Below are 14978 nucleotides of genomic sequence, written 5' to 3' on the forward strand. Positions count from 1 at the left end.
GGTGTTCCTCCTCCTTCGAGTGCTCTGTGGTCCGGTGACGCAACTTCGGGATTCTTGCCCTCACCCACGGGCCGGACCCGCTCCACCTCGCCGAGGTGTTCGGGCTTGACGAGAAGACCGCGATGCGTTACGCGGACTCCGCACGAGCGCTACTGGAACAGGCCGCTGAACAGCAGCTTCTATGAAATCTGCTCGACCGGGACGCACCCTGAAGGGAATAATCGGGCCGGTGACGTCGACCGAAGCAGCAGCAAGCGCCCTACAGGACCACGCCACTCTCTGGAGCGTGGGAGAAGCCCGTGCGAGCCACGTGGTCGATGCGGCCTGTGATGCGCTCGTCGCCGGACTCGACACCCCCGGCCTTCGTATCCTTGCCGCCTGCACACGTGCCGAGGCGGACTACGACGTCCACGATCTGCTTCCCGCAGCACTCGACGAACTCGGCCTCACCTTCTATTCGCTGGCAAGCGATGCCGGTCAAGAAGCCGCCGCCCGCGCCCTCGCACGCCGCATGCTCGCTGGCGAGCTGACACCTGGGGAGTTCACTTTCCGGATTCACCGGCGCTACGGACATGGGCTGCCCCTGACTGAGCGCCTCGCCGAACTCGACGACGAGTACGACGTCCTCGAATACGGCGACAGAACAGTGGACCAGGTCGATGCCGAGATCAGGGCCGAAGCCCGCCGCCTCGCAGGCGACCCCCACGTTCCCGCAGAACCCACGGAGACCCCCAGCTGATGCACACGGACCGACCCGCGGGTTCCCGCTGAACAGGCTTCAGTTTCCCTGAACCCACGGGGCTCTCCGGGTGTGAGTAGTTGCGGTACAGAAAGTGCCGTTGAGATTGATCACGGTCCGGCTGGCGTCGGGGTGACCGGGTCCGGCCTCGGGGTCGACGGAACCGTGGTTGGCGCTGCGATCATGACCTCGGATGGTCCGGAGGGGGCCGGCCGTGTCCTTCCGGCCACCCTCCCCGTTGGTCGGTTCGACGCATGTTGGGTTGACCCCTCGTCGGGCCCGTGCAGTCCGCGGCTGCTTCCTTCGCGGCGCGCTCCGCCGCCAGGCCCCCGACGTGCCCAGGCGTGGCTACGATCGTTGTTCGGAAGGCAATCGCATACCGACACGAATCGAGGGATCATGCCGATCCAGCAGGCCTACATCGTGAGCTATAGGGCGCGTCATGCCTGGACCTTGGCAACCGGTACGACCCGCACTTTCGCAACAGGTTGAGTCTGCTGCATCGTGGTGCCCTGCGAGAGGCGTTGGCGGAACTGTCCAGCTTTGGGGGCGAGTTCTACTCCTGCCTGACCGCTCGTTCGGGGCGACGCCCCGCGCCCGCACCTACGATGGCCGCTGAACGCCCGCGTCAACGGTCAAGGGGGCGGCTGCCTGCGAAGGACAGGAAACGGGCACAGGGCGCTGGGCATGGAGGGGCGCCCGGGAGTGGCCGTGGGGAGGGAACGCGCGGCGAAGCCGCCATGTGAAAGCTGGTAGCGGCTTCGGAGGCGATCAAAGTCCCCACGCTCTGACCTGGGCCGCTGGTCTCCCCGGGCTGCAGGATGAGGCCGTAAATCGTGATCCCTGTCAGGGTTTCTCTCTCTGTCTCCCTCGCGCGGGGGAGATGGCTCATTCTCGGGTATGAAGACCGGGCGCGGGTGCCGGCGTGATGGTGAACGCATGACGAGCTTCTCTGACCTGAGCCAGGTGCCGGGCGCATGAACGCGAAGGCGATAGAAGCCGCCGCTCGGCGGTGGCGGCCGGCGCGCCACCCGACCGCGGTGACCCGCACATGGGCCTGGCCCGCCTACATGTCCGTACTCGCCCAACTGGTCTATGCGGGGGAGAAGGGCTCCTATGCGGCGCAGGGTCGCCTGGGCATTCCCGGTGGGCCGTTGGTGAGCGCCTCGCAATATGCCGAGACTTCTGATGTCGCGCTCACCCAGTGGACGCTGGCCCTACTTGGTCTGTTGTCTGCCGCAATCGCGCTCGCCGCCGTACGGCCGTGGGGCGGTCTGGCACCGCGCCCGCTGCTGCTCCTTGGGCTGTGGGCAACGGGTGCTCTGGCGGCGGTCAGCCAAATCCACGTGGTACGGGACGTCCTCTTTCCCACCGGTCCGGGGGGATGGTCGGTGTGGGCTGCTGTTCAGGGAGGCGCCGGCCTCTGCCTCTGGCTGGCCACGGCCTGGATCTTCACTCTCCGTCTGGGATGCGACACCACAGCCGTGGCGAACACGGGGCGGGATCCGGGGTGAAGGAGGCGGTGGAGACGCGGACTGCGATGGACCGCGCTTTGTCAGTACGGCGATGGGCCGCTTACGCGACCTGTGCATGGAGCCTCGCTGGCTATGGAACTCTGAAACTCTATTGGGCGTTGGGCGGTACGGCGCTCACCTCCACTGCCCCCTTGCCGCGTTCGGCCCGTGAGGAGCTCGTCGCGCAAACTCCCGGCACCATCGCCGGTCACTGGATATCGGTGGGCCTCGTCGTCTTGGGTGTATTGGCGGTGCTCGTTACCCTGCGGCCCTGGGGACGTACGCTGCCCCGCCGGCTTTTGACCGTACCGATGTGGGTCATCGGATGTCTCATGGTGTTGCGGGCGTGTGGCGCGCTGGGTTTTGGATTCATCGGTGACGTCATGGTGTTGACGGGCAGCGTTCACGTGGCTCCGTCCGACGTGGAGATCGCGCGCCATCTGTCCCGTGTGGACCTGCTGCTCTGGTCACCCTACTTCCTGGTCTGGGGCCTGCTGTGGGGTGCAACCGCATGGGCCACCCCCATGCGCCCAGCTCGCAGCCGTCCGTAAGCCCGGGGCGTCAGGCAGACCGACCGCAAAGCCGGCAGGGACCGGACGATTGCCCCGGGTCGTAAGCCCCCGGCCGGGCGTTCCAGTTCCTGCCCCTGGACGGGCTGTCCGGCTGGAACAGGAGGAAGCCGGCCTCGGCCGTCGGCTGCTGTCTATCCCCTTGCGGCCAGGTCATCTCTGACGCCTGCCTGGGCGGGTACACGAGCCGCGCCTTCCTGGACATCGGTCCCGCTACCCGGCCTGTTCGACCAGGCCTGCCGGGGCTGCTCACTCGGCGTGGGTGCCTCTGGCGGGTTGATCGCTTGAGCGCGCCACGCCCATGCACTATCTTGAACATGTTCAGTTGAACGCGTTCAAAGGGGGAAGCGTGTCCGAAGTGCAGAAGGTGTCGGCCCGGCAGACGGGGTGGGCCGTGGCGGCTGTGGTGGTCGCCGCGGCCGTGACCGTGGGCGGATTGATCATGTTCTTCGCGGTCGCCGAGCTCTTCGTGTTCACCGCGTTGGCGGTGGCGATCCCGCTCCAACTGCGCAAACATCCCAAGGCCTTTGCTCGCACGTGCATCTTCCTGAGCTCCGGGCTGCTGGTCTGGGGGGTGTTCGGCCTGCTCGTCGGTATGTTTCTGTTCCTACCTGCAGCCGTACTGCTCCTGTTCGCAGCCCTCGCTGACGCCGATAACCGTCCGGGAGGATGGTGGGTCGCGGCTTCCCCGATCGCAGCCGCGCTCGCCCTGGCATTGGCTTTTGCCGTGCCGTCGCACTCCGGGAACGAGCAGACATTCAAGTACGCCTTCTACGCGAACCTCGACTCCGTCAGCCGGCTTCACGACCCCCTCTTCAATAAGCGCAAGGAGCGGCTCAAGGAGTTCGGGGCGACGAACGTGTCCTTCACCGAGAAGGAAGAGGGCCGGCTCATGCTGACGGTGCAGGTGCCCGAGGAATTTCACGGACAGGTCAGGCACAAGCTCGAGTGGGAGATCATGGATATCTCAGGAGTCGTCGCTCTGTGCTATGGCACCTACGACGCCTCCCAGCAAGCGACCTGCGAGCCTGAACGGATTTAGCCGACGCCACTCACGGGCGCGACTGCGGCCTCTGTGGAGGCTCCGAACGGCCAGAACGAAGACGGCCGCTCTCGGTTTCCGGTGCGGTGACTCCGCCCATTTGTGGTGAGTCGACTGCGACCGAATCGCGACCACGCCGACGGCTTTCGCCCGACACCGTGCGAAGCCGGTACCGGCCCTTGGGGAGGACCGGCACGGGCAGTAGCGACTTCTCTATGGGCTGGTGGGTGCGGTCACTGAGCGCTGGCGCAGGGCTGCGAAGTCGGCTTGGGCCGCTTCGACGGCCTCGGGGTACGCCTGGGCCTTGTGGTGTTCGGCGAGGGCCCGGTAGACGCTCGCGACGGAAGGGCTCTGCCCCGCCACATAGCCGCGCACGGGGCCGTCGACGAAGGTGAAGGCGTGCGGGTAACACCTCCGGCCAGGCCAGATTCTTCTGTGGGGAACAGCGGCCTTCGTGTTCGGCGCACCCGTGGGACTCATGGGGAACGTAGCCCGAACGCCCGGAGTGGGTGGCCTTCTGTTCCGTCTGGTTGTTCCTCTCACCGCCTTCTTCGAGGCGACTCAGCGATTGAGCGTGGAGGCGGACTCGGAGGGGGCGGTTTTCGCTCTGACCTGGAACGTAACGCGCGTTGCGGCATGCGTCGCCGCCGTCGCTCTCATCGGGCACACCGTGTGGAGCTGGCGCGCCCGGCGTAGCCGAGCCGCCGGGTCGAGGGAAGCGGCCGCGCCTGCAAGGCGCCTTTGACCCAGCGGGGAAGGCCCGTGATCCGGGGTGCCGCCCCGCAATCTCGGTGGACAGGGTCGGCGGGCTGTTCGATAGTCCCGCCCATGGCTTCTCTCGTACGACACATCACAGTCGACTGCTCCGACGCCTACGGCCTCGGGCAGTTCTGGGCCGCCGTCCTGGACGGCTCTCTCGCCGACGACGACTTCCCCGGGGACCCCGAGGCGCTGGTCACGGCGCCCGGCTCGACGCTGCTCTTCGTGACGGTTCCCGATGCCAAGAGCGTCAAGAACCGTGTGCACGTGGACCTACAGCCACAGGACCGCACGCGCGACGAGGAGGTGGAGCGCATCGTCGCCCTGGGCGCCACCGTCGTCGGCGACCACCGGAGGCCGGACGGGACCGGGTGGGTGACGCTCGCCGACCCCGAGGGCAACGAGTTCTGCGTCGAGCGGAGCGCCGCCGAAAGGGCGAAGTGAGCCCCGGCGGACCCCCGCTGCGACGGGACGGCCCGGGCTGACGCCGGTCGGCACGATGGCCGCCGGCCAGCCGCCGCCAGGTGTGTGCCGGAGCCCCGATGACCGGCCCGGCCGGAACGCCGGGATCCCGCCCGGCCGGTTGGGGCGGGGGTGGGTGTGTGTTGGGGTGATCCCCGCAGGGTGCCGAACGCAAGGTGCCTGCGCTTTCCGACCCCTGGAAACGTTCGGCGCCCGAGGAGACGCCCCGGCGCGCGCCCGCCCCCGCCGCAACCCGCCCCCGCCGACCCCGCACGCGCGGCGCAGCCAACCGGCCCGAGCGGCGCAGCCAACCGGCCCGAGCGGCCCGCGCAGCGAGCCGCCCCGTCGCTATTCCTCCGGTGGGAAGACCGGTTCGCCCGTGGCGGCCAGCGTGATCAGGATGGCCTCCACCGGGCAGCCTTCGGCCGCCGTGAGGATCGGTTCGTTCGCGTCCGACTGCGGGGTGCGGGGGTGGGACTGGCGCGCCGAGTCCAGGACGAAGCCGTCCGGGGCGTGGTTCACGCACATGCCCGAGCCGATGCAGACCCCCCGGTCCACCTCGACCTGCCAGCGGTCACCCATCAGGCACCCGCCTCGCCCGCACCCGGCGCATACGTCGCCGGGAGGTGGATCATCTTGTGCTCCAGGTACTCGCTCAGCCCCTCCGGGCCGAACTCCCGGCCCACGCCGCTGTTCTTGTAGCCGCCGAACGGGCCGAGCATGTCCAGGCTGAAGGTGTTGACGTTGAAGGTGCCGGTGCGGATCTGCCGCCCGAAGTCGATGCCGTGCTCGACGTCGCCGGTCCAGACGCTGCCGCTGAGGCCGAACTCCGAGTCGTTGGCCACCCGTACCGCCTCCGCCTCGTCCCCGTACGGGATCAGGCAGACGACCGGGCCGAAGATCTCCTCGCGCGCGATCCGCATGGAGTTGTCCACGTCCCCGAAGAGGGTGGGCTCCACGTACCAGCCGCGGTTCAGGCCCGCCGGGCGGCCGCCGCCCGACAGGACCTTCGCGCCCTCCTCCTGGCCGATCCGGATGTAGTCCAGGGAGCGCTGCTGCTGGCGCTGGGCCACGAGCGGGCCGAGCTGCGTCGCCGGGTCGAGCGGGTCGCCGACCACCAGCGCGCCGGCCGCCGCCGCGAGGGCCTCGGCCACCTCCTCGTACCGGCTGCGCGGGGCGAGGATGCGGGTCTGGGCCACGCACGCCTGGCCGTTGTTCATCCAGGCTGCGGGCACGATCCCGGCGATGGTCGTGTCGAGGTCGGCATCGGGCAGGATCACGGCGGCTGACTTGCCGCCGAGTTCGAGGGTGACCCGGGTGAGGTTGCGGGCGGCGACCTCCATGACGCGCCTGCCCGCGGCGACCGAGCCGGTGAAGGCGACCTTGTCGATGCCGGGGTGGCCGACCAGGTACTCGCTGACCTCGCGGTCGGCGGGCAGGATCGACAGCACGCCCTCGGGGAGTCCGGCCTCCCGCGCGATGTCGGCGAGGATGTAGGAGTCGAGCGGTGCTTCGGGGGACGGCTTGAGGATCACCGTGGAGCCCGTCAGCAGCGCCGGGGCCAGTTTGGCCGCCGCCACGAACTGCGGGACGTTCCACGGGATGACGGCGGCGACCACGCCCACCGGCTCCCGGCGCACCAGGATCGGGCCGAGCACGCCCTGGCGGTGCTCCTCGTACGGGTAGGCGCGCGCGACGGTGATCGCGGCGTCGTAGACCATCATCGGGCCCAGCGCCTGGGCGAGGACGCTCCAGGAGTACGGGGACCCGTTCTGGGAGCTGATCGAGCGGGCGATCTCCTCGTGCCGGACCGCGATGGCGTCCTTGATCCGGGTGACGACGGCGATGCGCTCGTCCAGCGTCATCCGCGGCCAGGGCCCCTCGTCGAACGCCTTGCGCGCGGCGGCGACGGCGCGGTCCACATCCGCCTTCGAGGCGTGCGGGACGGAGCCGATGACCTGCTCGGTGTGGGGGGAGACGATCCGGATCGTGTCGGTGCCCAGCGGATCCGTCCACTCCCCGCCGATGAACAGTTGTCCGTGTTCCACGAGCTCGGTCATGGCTGAGGCCTCCTGCGGCTTGGCGTTCCAGAACTGATACCAGTTCTAGTTCGAGGAGTCCACGGCCAGGGCGGAACGGCGGAGAAGATCCAACGACTAGTCAGAAGGGAGCGGAAGTGGTCGACTTGGGCTACTACTGAAACACGTTCTCGTCAGAGGGCGGCGACGGGCGGAGGGCTCATGCCGGAAGACACGTCACAGGTCACCGATCACGGCGGAGGCGTGTGGGGAATCAAGGTGCCCATCCCCGACAACCCGCTGGGGCACACCCTCGTCCACGTCCTCGACACCCACCGCGGCCCGGTCCTCGTCGACACCGGCTGGGACGACCCCGACTCCTGGGACACCCTCGTCGCCGGCCTCGCCGCGCTCGGCATCGCCGTCGCCGACGTCCACGGCGTGGTCATCACCCACCACCACCCCGACCACCACGGCCTCTCCGGCCGGGTCCGCGAGGCGTCCGGCGCCTGGATCGCCATGCACGCCGCCGACACCGAGGTCGTCGTCCGCACCCGCGCCTCGGAGCCCGGCGTCTGGTTCGACTACATGAGCGCCAAGCTCGCCGCCGCCGGAGCCCCCGAGGAGCACGTCGCGCCCCTGCGCGCCGCCCGCGCGAGCGGCCGCACCCGGACCCTGCCCGGGCTGCGCGCCGCCGTGCCCGACCGGGAGATCGTCCCCGCCGAACTGCTCCCCCTGGCCGGACGCCGGCTGCGCGCGATCTGGACCCCCGGCCACACCCCCGGCCACGTCTGCCTGCACCTGGAGGAGGACCATCCCGCGAACCTGCCCGGCAACGGCCGCCTCTTCTCCGGCGACCACCTGCTCCCCGGGATCTCCCCGCACATCGGGCTGTACGAGGCCCCCGAGGACACCCGCGTCACCGACCCCCTCGGCGACTACCTCGACTCCCTCGAACGCATCGGCCGGCTGGCGCCCGCCGAGGTGCTCCCGGCCCACCAGCACGCCTTCACCGACGCACCCGCCCGCGTACGGGAACTGCTGGACCACCACGAGGAACGGCTGTCCGGGCTGTGGGCCCTGCTGGCCGAGCCGCTGACCCCGTGGGCGCTGGCGGAGCGCATGGAGTGGAACCGGCCCTGGGAGCAGATCCCGTACGGCTCCCGCAACATCGCCGTCTCGGAAGCGGAAGCCCATCTGCGGCGTCTGGTGAAGCAAGGCCGCGCGGAGGCCGTCCCGGGCACCGACCCGGTGACGTACCGCGCCGTGTGAGGGCTGGGACGCCGTGCCGTACGGGCTCGGGCGCGGCCCGGCACGAGGCCCGGGCGCGGCCGGTAAGGGGTCCGGGCCCCCGGCGCCCCCGGGCCCGCGGGCTACGGGCCGGTAGAGTGAAGCCGTCGTCCACCTTCCGTACGGGGGGAAGCCGGTGCGAATCCGGCGCTGACCCGCAACCGTGACCCACCCCGGCACCGCCCGGGCGGGGAGCCGGAATGCCCCGTACCGGAAGTGCGCGGCTCGCGCCGTCGGATCCTCCGGCGGCCGGCACCGTCGAGGTAAACGGAGCCGGAGCCCGGTGCCAGTGCGTGCCCGCCTCCGGTTCCCCAGCAGGAGAGGCACCCTCCCCCATGAACGTCCGTCGCAGCGCAGCCGCGCTCGCCGCCTCCGCCGTGCTCTGCGTGGGTGTCGCCCCCGCAGCCCTCGCCGACACCGCGCCGCCCGCCTCCCCCTCCGCACCCCCGGTCATCCCCTCCGGGCTCTACGGCAAGAACGACCCCATGTACGACGGCGTGTGGCGGCAGTCCTTCGCGCTGCTCGCCCAGGACACCGTCGGCGTCAAGCCCGCCGTGCAGGCCGTGGACTGGCTGGTCGGCCAGCAGTGCGCGAACGGCTCCTTCCCCGCCTTCCGCGCGGACACCGGCAAGGACTGCGACGCGACCGCGTACATCGACTCCAACGCGACCGCGGCCGCCGTGCAGGCACTGACCGCGCTCGGCGGCCACGGTGACAGCGTCAAGAAGGCCGTCGCCTGGCTGAAGTCCGTACAGAACGAGGACGGCGGCTGGAGCTCGAACCCCGGCGGCGCCATGGACAGCGGCACCGACGCCAACTCGACCGCCCTCGTGATCAGCGCCCTGACCGCGGCCGGCGAGAAGCCGGCCGACACGAAGTCGAAGGCGGGCAAGACCCCCTACGAGGCGCTGCTCTCCTTCCAGCTGGGCTGCGCCGCCGAGCCGGCCGCCGATCGGGGTGCCTTCGCGTACCAGCCGGTCGACGGCAAGCTGCTCGCGAACGGCGACGCCACGGCCGCGGCCGCGCTGGCCGGCCTCGGCACGGGCTCGGCCGTCGTCCCCTCCGGTACGGACACCCCCGCGGCGGCGCTGACCTGCCCGGCGGCGGGCGCCGCGGACCCGGTGGCGGCGGCCCAGGGCGCGGCGGGCTACCTCGCCGAGGCCCTCAAGAAGGACGGCCACCTGACGGCCGTGACCCCGGGCTCCGACCAGCCGACCCCGGACACCGGCAACACCGTCGACGCGGTGATCGCCCTGGCCGCGGCCGGGCACAAGCAGTCGGCGGCGGGCGCCCTGGAGTGGCTCAAGGCCAACTCCGCGCAGTGGGCGAACGGCAGCCCGGCCGCTCTCGGCACCCTGATCCTCGCCGCGCACGCCACGGGCACCGACCCGAAGTCCTTCGGCGGCACCGACCTCGTCGCGGCGCTGAACGCGACCGGCCCGGCCCCGCAGGGCCCGGACACGGACGCGACGACGGTGAAGGACGACTCGTCCGACGGCCAGAACCTCTGGTGGATCATCGGCGCGGGCGGCGCGGCCGGCGTGGGCATCGGCATCCTGCTGAGCGGCCGCCGGAAGAAGAACCAGCTCTGATGCGCCGCCGCCGGCCCGCCCTGGCCCTCGCTCTGGCGCTGGCCCTCGGGAGCGTCCTGGCCGTGCTGGCCGCCGCTCCGGCGCTGGCGGCCGGCTACCGCTACTGGTCGTTCTGGGACGGCTCGGGCGGCGGCCAGTGGTCGTACGCCACGCAGGGCCCCTCGATGGCCCGCCCGAAGGACGGCTCCGTGCAGGGCTTCCGCTTCTCGGTGAGCAAGGACGCGGCGGACCAGGCGGCGCAGCCGCGCGCCGCGGCCGACTTCGAGGCCGTCTGCGGTTCCACCGCCCCGGCGCAGGGCCGCAAGCGGGTCGCGCTCGTCGTCGACTTCGGCGTGCCCGCGGACGCCCCGTCGGGCGAGGCCCCGCCGCAGGACGCCCCGCGCACCGTCTGCGCGCAGGTGGCCCCGGAGGCCACGGCCGCCGAGGCGCTGGCGTCGGTCGCGAAGCCGCTGCGCTACAACAGCGCGGCCCTGCTGTGCGCGATCTCGGGCTACCCGAGGCAGGGCTGCGGCGAACCGATGGCGGACGCCCCGGCCCAGCCCTCGGCGCAGCCCGCGGCGGACGACAGCGGCCCGTCGGCGGGCCTGCTCGGGGGCATCGCGGCGGTGGCGGCCCTGGCCGTGGCCGCCCTCTGGCAATCCCGCCGCCGCACCCGATGACGGGCGACCGTCCGGGGCCGGCCCCGCACTTTCCAGCCCCTCCGGCGTTTGAGGAGCTGGGGGCACCCCCAGCGGTAGCTGGGGGAGGGTCTGGGGGCGGAGCCCCCAGGAGCGGCGCCGCACCCGGCGACGTGACCCCGGCCCGCCGGAGCCGCCCCGCGGCGCAGGACCCCCCGCACTGGTCGACGTACAAGAAAAAATGGCGGGCCCCGCTCGCCGGCCGGGCCACCGCCCTGCACGCCGGGGCCTGGTGGCTCTGGGCCCTCGGGCTCGCCACCGCCGCCTCCCGCACCACCAACCCCCTGCTCCTCGGGCTGGTCGTCGGCGTCGCCGGGTACGTGGTGGCGGCCCGCCGCACGGACGCGCCCTGGGCGCGTTCCTACGGGGCCTTCCTCAAGCTCGGCCTCGTCGTCATCGGCCTGCGCCTGCTCTTCTCCATGCTGCTCGGCTCCCCCGTCCCCGGCGCGCACACCCTGTGCACGCTCCCGGAGATCCCGCTGCCGGCCTGGGCGCAGGGCATCCGGTTCGGCGGGAAGGTCACCGCCGAACAGCTGGTCTTCGCCTTCTACGACGGCGCGAAGCTGGCCGCCCTCCTCGTCTGCGTGGGCGCCGCGAACGCCCTCGCGAACCCGGCGCGGCTGCTGAAGTCCCTGCCGGCCGCCCTCTACGAGGCGGGGGTGGCCGTCGTCGTCGCCATGACCTTCGCGCCGAACATGGTCGCCGACGTGGTCCGGCTGCGGACGGCCCGCCGGCTGCGCGGCCGCCCCACCGGCGGGGTGAAGGCGATCCTCCAGATCGGCCTGCCGGTCCTGGAGGGCGCCCTGGAGCGTTCCGTCGCCATCGCCGCGTCGATGGACGCGCGCGGCTACGGCCGCACGGCTCAGGTCCCGCCGGCCGTCCGGCACACCACCAACGTCCTCACCCTCGGCGGCCTCCTCGGCATGTGCGCGGGCACGTACGGGCTGCTCGCCGCGCAGGGCGCCGCGTACGGGCTCCCCGTGCTCGGCATCGGCGCCGCCCTGGCCCTCGCGGGCCTGCGCCTCGGCGGACGCCGGTCGGTGCGGACCCGCTACCGGCCGGACCGCTGGGGGCCGCGCGCCTGGCTGGTGGCCGGGTCGGGCGCGGCCGTCGCCGCGCTCCTCATCCGCGCGGGCACCGTCGACCCGGCCGCGCTGCACCCGGGCGTGGTCCCGCTGGTGGCGCCGACGCTGCCGCTGTGGCCGGCGGCGGCGATCCTGATCGGCCTGCTGCCCGCGTTCGTGGCACCCGTACCGCCCAAGGAGGCGTCGCAGTGATCCGCTTCGAGCAGGTGTCGGTCACCTACGAGGGCGCGGCCGGGCCTTCCCTCCAGGGCGTCGACCTCGTGATCCCGGAAGGCGAGCTGACCCTCCTGGTCGGCCCGTCGGGGGTCGGCAAGTCCACCCTGCTGGGGGCCGTGTCCGGGCTGGTGCCGCACTTCACGGGCGGCCGGCTCAGCGGACGCGTGACCGTGGCCGGGCGGGACACCCGTACCCACAAGCCGCGGGAGCTGGCGGACGTGGTCGGCACGGTCGGGCAGGACCCGCTGGCCCACTTCGTGACGGACACGGTGGAGGACGAGCTCGCGTACGGCATGGAGTCCCTTGGCCTGCCACCTGCGGTGATGCGCCGCCGGGTGGAGGAGACCCTGGACCTCCTCGGCCTCAACGAACTCCGTGACCGGCCCATCGCCACGCTCTCCGGCGGCCAGCAGCAGCGGGTCGCGATCGGCTCGGTCCTGACCCCGCACCCGCGGGTCCTGGTCCTGGACGAGCCCACGTCGGCGCTGGACCCGGCGGCGGCGGAGGAGGTCCTGGCGGTCCTCCAGCGCCTGGTCCACGACCTCGGCACCACCGTCCTGATGGCGGAGCACCGGCTGGAGCGGGTGGTCCAGTACGCCGACCAGGTGCTGCTCCTGCCGTCGCCGGGCGCGGCCCCCGTCCTGGGCCCCCCGGCGGAGATCATGGCCGTCTCCCCGGTCCACCCCCCGGTGGTCTCCCTGGGCCGCCTCGCGGGCTGGACCCCGCTCCCGCTCTCGATCCGCGACGCCCGCCGTCTGGCCGCGCCGCTCCTGACCCGCCTCTCGGCTCCCGCCGGGGCCGCAGCCGACCCCGGACCCCCACTGTCCGAGCTCACTGCCCCCGCCGTCTCCCAGGGCTCCGCCCCGGACCCCGCGCCTCAAACGCCGGCGAGGCTGGATCTGCGCTCCGCGCACCCCAGCCCCCCGGCCGAACAGCGTCGACCGACTCCCGCCCAGCCGCACCCTCCGGCCTCGCCGCACCATCCAGCCCCGCCGGCGTTTGAGGCGCGGGGCGCGGGGCGGAGCCCCGATATCTCAGCCCCACCGGCGTTTGAGGCGCATGGCGCGGGGCGGAGCCCCGGTATTTCAGCCCCGCCGGCGTTTGAGGCGCATGGCGCGGGGCGGAGCCCCGATATCTCAGCCCCACCGGCGTTTGAGGCGCGGGGCGCGGGGCGGAGCCCCGGTATTTCAGCCCCGCCGGCGTTTGAGGCGCGGGGTCTGGGGCGGAGCCCCAGCGGCGGCGGCGCGGCCGGACTGCTCGCGCGGCTGCTGCGTCGGGGCACGCCGAGCCCGAGCCCGAGCCCCGCACCCACCCCGGGAGGGGCCCCGGCCCACACCCGCGGCCTAGGCGTCCGCCGCAACCGCAAGGACGTGCTCCGCGACATCGACCTCACGGTGGCGCCCGGCGAGACCATCGCCCTGATGGGCCGCAACGGCGCCGGCAAGTCCACCCTCCTCGCCACCCTCGTCGGCACGCTCGCCCCCACCACCGGCGAGGTGACCGTCGGCGGCCGCACCCCCCACCGCACGCCCCCGCCCGAGATGGTCCGCCGCGTCGGCCTCGTCCCGCAGGAGCCCCGCGACCTCCTCTACGCCGACACCGTCGCCGCCGAGTGCGCCGCCGCCGACTCCGACGCCGGCGCGGCCCCCGGCACCTGCCGCGCTCTGGTCTCCGCGCTGCTCCCGGACGTGCCCGACGACACCCACCCCCGTGATCTCTCCGAGGGCCAGCGCCTGGCCCTCGCCCTGGCGCTGGTCCTCACCGGCCGCCCGGCCCTGCTCCTCCTCGACGAGCCCACCCGCGGCCTGGACTACGCCGCCAAGGTCCGCCTGATCGAGATCCTCCGCGGCCTGGCCGCCGACGGCCACGCCATCGTCCTCGCCACCCACGACGTGGAGCTCGCCGCCGAGCTGGCCCACCGCGTGGTGATCCTGGCCGGCGGGGAGGTCGTCGCGGACGGCCCGACCGCCGAGGTCGTCGTGTCCTCGCCGGCGTTCGCCCCGCAGGTGGCGAAGGTCCTGGCCCCGGGCCACTGGCTCACGGTCAGCCAGGTCGCCGCGGCCCTCGACGCGACGGAATCCCAGTGAACCGCCCCGCCCGCCCCGCCCGCCCCATCCGCCCCGTCCGCGCCGTCCGCGCCGTCCGCATCGGCCCCCGGGCCGCCGCCGCCCTGGTCCTCGTCTCCCTCATCGGCGTCGCGGCCTTCGGCTGGCCGCTCCTCGCCGACCGGCAGTCGGGGCTCGCCCACTCCCAGGACGCCCCCTGGCTCTTCGCCGCGCTCCTCCCCCTGCTGGTGGCGGTGGCCGTCGCGACGATCGCCGACAACGGCATGGACGCCAAGGCGGTGGCGATGCTCGGTGTGCTCGCCGCTGTCGGGGCGGCCCTGCGACCGCTGGGCGCGGGCACGGCCGGGCTGGAGCCGATGTTCTTCCTGATGGTGCTCAGCGGCCGCGTCCTCGGTCCCGGCTTCGGTTTCGTCCTGGGCTCGGTGACGATGTTCGCCTCCGCCCTGCTGACGGGCGGGGTCGGGCCGTGGATGCCGTTCCAGATGCTGGCCCTGGGCTGGTTCTCGCTGGGGGCCGGGCTGCTGCCGGGTCCGGAGCGGCTGCGCGGCCGGGCGGAGCTGCTGATGCTGGCGGCGTACGGCTTCGTGGGCGCCTTCGCGTACGGCACGATCATGAACCTGCAGGGGTGGGTGGCCCTCCAGGGCATGGACCACGGCGTGTCCTTCCATTCCGGGGATCCGGTGGCCGCGAACCTCGTGCGCTTCCTCGCCTACTGCCTGGCGACCTCGGTGGGCTGGGACCTGGGCCGGGCGGCGCTGACGGTCGTACTGACGCTGACGCTGGGGGCCACGCTGCTGAAGGCGTTGCGGCGGGCGACTCGGAAAGCTGCCTTCGACGCGCCCGTCTCCTTCGATTCGGCGGCCGTCCCGGACCGCGAGCCCGCGATGAGTCGCCGGGCGGCACGGGTGGTTCACCCGCCGCTGACGAACCCCTCTCCGCCGCGTGAGTG

Annotated in this window: 14 protein-coding genes and 1 riboswitch; of the genes, 11 read left to right on the forward strand and 3 right to left on the reverse strand. The window is 72.6% G+C overall.

The features are described from left to right. The first annotated feature begins 229 nt into the window (after positions 1–229). The 4 genes from IF88_RS44810 to IF88_RS0136595 all read left to right on the forward strand — a co-directional run bounded on the left by IF88_RS44810 (position 230) and on the right by IF88_RS0136595 (position 3864). Positions 230–739 carry a hypothetical protein gene (locus tag IF88_RS44810; protein ID WP_078893370.1) on the forward strand — a complete coding sequence of 170 codons (510 nt, stop codon included), beginning with the start codon at positions 230–232 and terminating at the stop codon, positions 737–739. Positions 740–1716: 977 nt separating this feature from the next. Beyond that, positions 1717–2253, forward strand: coding sequence for a hypothetical protein (locus IF88_RS46970; RefSeq protein WP_051838188.1), 537 nt, complete (start codon positions 1717–1719; stop codon positions 2251–2253). Continuing rightward, positions 2250–2804 carry a DUF3995 domain-containing protein gene (locus IF88_RS0136590; RefSeq protein WP_158071218.1) on the forward strand — a complete coding sequence of 185 codons (555 nt, stop codon included), beginning with the start codon at positions 2250–2252 and terminating at the stop codon, positions 2802–2804. Before IF88_RS46970 ends, IF88_RS0136590 begins: the two co-directional genes overlap by 4 nt. Before the next feature lie 367 nt (positions 2805–3171). After that, the gene (locus IF88_RS0136595; protein ID WP_158754810.1) at positions 3172–3864 is read left to right on the forward strand and encodes a hypothetical protein; all 693 of its coding nucleotides are present in this window, start codon (positions 3172–3174) and stop codon (positions 3862–3864) included. Positions 3865–4077: 213 nt separating this feature from the next. On the opposite strand, the gene IF88_RS48725 is transcribed toward IF88_RS0136595, so the two are convergent. Beyond that, positions 4078–4344 carry a hypothetical protein gene (locus tag IF88_RS48725; RefSeq protein ID WP_234323830.1) on the reverse strand — a complete coding sequence of 89 codons (267 nt, stop codon included), beginning with the start codon at positions 4342–4344 and terminating at the stop codon, positions 4078–4080. Positions 4345–4692: 348 nt separating this feature from the next. On the opposite strand from IF88_RS48725, the gene IF88_RS0136600 reads away from it, so the two are divergent. Then, positions 4693–5067 carry a VOC family protein gene (locus IF88_RS0136600; RefSeq protein WP_030722936.1) on the forward strand — a complete coding sequence of 125 codons (375 nt, stop codon included), beginning with the start codon at positions 4693–4695 and terminating at the stop codon, positions 5065–5067. A 366-nt stretch (positions 5068–5433) separates the two neighbouring features. Here the strand turns inward: IF88_RS0136600 and IF88_RS0136605 are convergent, their stop codons facing one another. Both IF88_RS0136605 and IF88_RS0136610 read right to left on the reverse strand, forming a co-directional pair. Beyond that, on the reverse strand, positions 5434–5667 hold the full coding sequence (locus IF88_RS0136605; RefSeq protein WP_030722939.1) for a ferredoxin: 234 nt from the start codon (positions 5665–5667) through the stop codon (positions 5434–5436). After that, on the reverse strand, positions 5667–7145 hold the full coding sequence (locus IF88_RS0136610; RefSeq protein ID WP_030722942.1) for an aldehyde dehydrogenase: 1479 nt from the start codon (positions 7143–7145) through the stop codon (positions 5667–5669). Before IF88_RS0136610 ends, IF88_RS0136605 begins: the two co-directional genes overlap by 1 nt. A gap of 180 nt (positions 7146–7325) precedes the next feature. Here IF88_RS0136610 and IF88_RS0136615 point away from each other — a divergent pair, with 180 nt between their 5' ends. The 6 genes from IF88_RS0136615 to IF88_RS0136640 form a co-directional block, all read left to right on the forward strand. Then, positions 7326–8375 (forward strand): MBL fold metallo-hydrolase, encoded by a 1050-nt coding sequence (locus tag IF88_RS0136615; RefSeq protein ID WP_030722945.1) that lies wholly within the window; start codon positions 7326–7328, stop codon positions 8373–8375. Positions 8376–8519: 144 nt separating this feature from the next. After that, positions 8520–8599, forward strand: a riboswitch (cobalamin riboswitch). 129 nt (positions 8600–8728) lie between these two features. Further along, positions 8729–9985, forward strand: a complete 1257-nt coding sequence (locus IF88_RS0136620) for a prenyltransferase/squalene oxidase repeat-containing protein (protein WP_030722948.1) — start codon at positions 8729–8731, stop codon at positions 9983–9985. Further along, complete coding sequence (locus IF88_RS0136625; RefSeq protein ID WP_030722950.1) at positions 9985–10644, forward strand: SCO2322 family protein; 660 nt, start codon at positions 9985–9987, stop codon at positions 10642–10644. The genes IF88_RS0136620 and IF88_RS0136625 overlap by 1 nt, the downstream gene beginning before the upstream one ends. Before the next feature lie 131 nt (positions 10645–10775). Continuing rightward, positions 10776–11939, forward strand: coding sequence for an energy-coupling factor transporter transmembrane component T (locus tag IF88_RS0136630; protein ID WP_037808389.1), 1164 nt, complete (start codon positions 10776–10778; stop codon positions 11937–11939). Beyond that, a complete protein-coding gene (locus tag IF88_RS46080) occupies positions 11936–14050 on the forward strand; it encodes an ABC transporter ATP-binding protein (RefSeq protein WP_030722955.1) in 2115 nt (704 codons plus the stop codon). The genes IF88_RS0136630 and IF88_RS46080 overlap by 4 nt, the downstream gene beginning before the upstream one ends. Further along, a partial coding sequence (locus tag IF88_RS0136640) for an ECF transporter S component (RefSeq protein ID WP_234323831.1) occupies positions 14047–14978 on the forward strand: 932 nt, incomplete at its 3' end. The genes IF88_RS46080 and IF88_RS0136640, both read left to right, overlap by 4 nt.

Source organism: Streptomyces sp. NRRL F-2580, assembly GCF_000720115.1.
Classification (GTDB): Bacteria; Actinomycetota; Actinomycetes; order Streptomycetales; family Streptomycetaceae; genus Streptomyces.